The organism is Natronospira elongata, from assembly GCF_034931365.1.
GTDB classification, from domain to species: Bacteria; Pseudomonadota; Gammaproteobacteria; order Natronospirales; family Natronospiraceae; genus Natronospira; species Natronospira elongata.
Window position 1 is genome coordinate 1 of sequence record NZ_JAYGII010000087.1, and the last position, 1,497, is coordinate 1,497.

A 1,497-nucleotide genomic window follows, 5' to 3' on the forward strand; every position below is an offset into this window, starting at 1 on the left:
ACCGAATGGAAGCTCGCCTTCCCGGTCACCGAAAAGGAAGTCGAGGTTGACGAGATCGACGTCAACGATCCCGAGCAGGTCATCTGGCGGGAATGGCCCCTGCGTGACGGTTATGTCTGCAACGACTCCAATCTGGTGGCCTGCAAGATCTACAAGACCATCCCTGCCCGGCGCCTGTGGGACATGATCATGAACTCCACCTACGACTATGCCGAGCCGGGCTTCATCCTCATCGACAAGGTCAACGAGCAGAACAACAACTGGTTCGACGAAGAGATCCGCGCCACCAACCCCTGTGTGACGGCGGATACCCGTCTGCATACCCAGCATGGCATGGTGCGCATCGGCGATCTCTACCAGTCCGGTGAGGCGCTTGAAGTGTCCGTGGACCGTCGCGCCCTCGGCCAGAAGAAGCGAGGCGTGGAAACCCGCCCGGCCGTTCCGGCCTTCATGACCGCCCGGGATGCGGATGTCTGGCGTGTGACCACGGAAGATGGTTACCAGATCAAGGCCACCGAATGGCATGATTTCTACACCGAGCGCGGCAAGTTGCCGCTCAAGGAGCTGCGCGAGGATGACCGTCTCCTGATTCAGTCGGGCAAGGGGCAGTTCGGTCGGGAAGGTTCGAAGGAGCTGGGTATCCTGCTGGGGCTGATCACGGGTGATGGTCAGATCACCAACCGTGGCAAGGAGCAGATGGCCGCGGTAATCAACTTCTGGGGTGAAGAACGCGCCCTGGCCGATCAGGTTGGCCACTATGTCAATGCCCTGATCCGGAATGTGGCAGAGACATCGCGTGAATACCAGGTTAAACCGGTACCTGTTGCGGATCGCAACATGGTCTTCCTGCGTTCCGTATTGCTGGCGCGGGTGCTGGAGCATTACGGCTTTACGAAAGACTCCAAGCTCCAGGTTCCGGAAGTGGTCTGGCGGGGCTCGGAAGACTGTGTGCGGGCCTATCTTCAGGCCTTGTTCCAGTGTGATGGCACGGTCAATGTGTCCAGTAACAGTCAGAGCTGCTCGGTGCGGCTGGCATCCAGCGAGCCTGCTCTGCTCAAGGATGTTCAGCAACTGCTGGCCAACTTCGGTGTGTTCTGCCGCATCCGCCAGCGCCGCAAGGCCAGCGCACGGTATCTCCCGGATGGCAATGGTGGAAGCTGTGAATACCAGTGCCGCAGTGATTATGAGTTGATCATTGATGGTCAATCCCGGGAAATCTTCATGCAGGAAATCGGTTTCCTGCTCCCGAAGAAGCGTGAACGCTACGAGGAGTGGGTCAGCGACAAGGTGCTGCGCAAGAACCAGCGCTTTGCCAGCCGCATCCAGTCCATCGAGTATGTTGGCCGGGAAGCGGTCTACGACACCACCCAGGAAGACCACAATACGGTGATCTTCAACGGCTTGGTTACCGGGCAGTGCGGCGAGCAGCCGCTTCCGCCCTATGGTTCTTGTTTGCTCGGTTCGGTGAACCTGACCAAGTTCGTGCTCGATCCCTTT

The 1,497-nt window shown here is 58.9% G+C and carries 1 protein-coding gene; it reads left to right on the top strand.

Going from position 1 to position 1,497, the window contains the following annotated elements:
- A partial coding sequence (locus VCB98_RS13815; protein ID WP_346053524.1) for an LAGLIDADG family homing endonuclease occupies nucleotides 1-1,497 on the top strand: 1,497 nt, incomplete at both ends.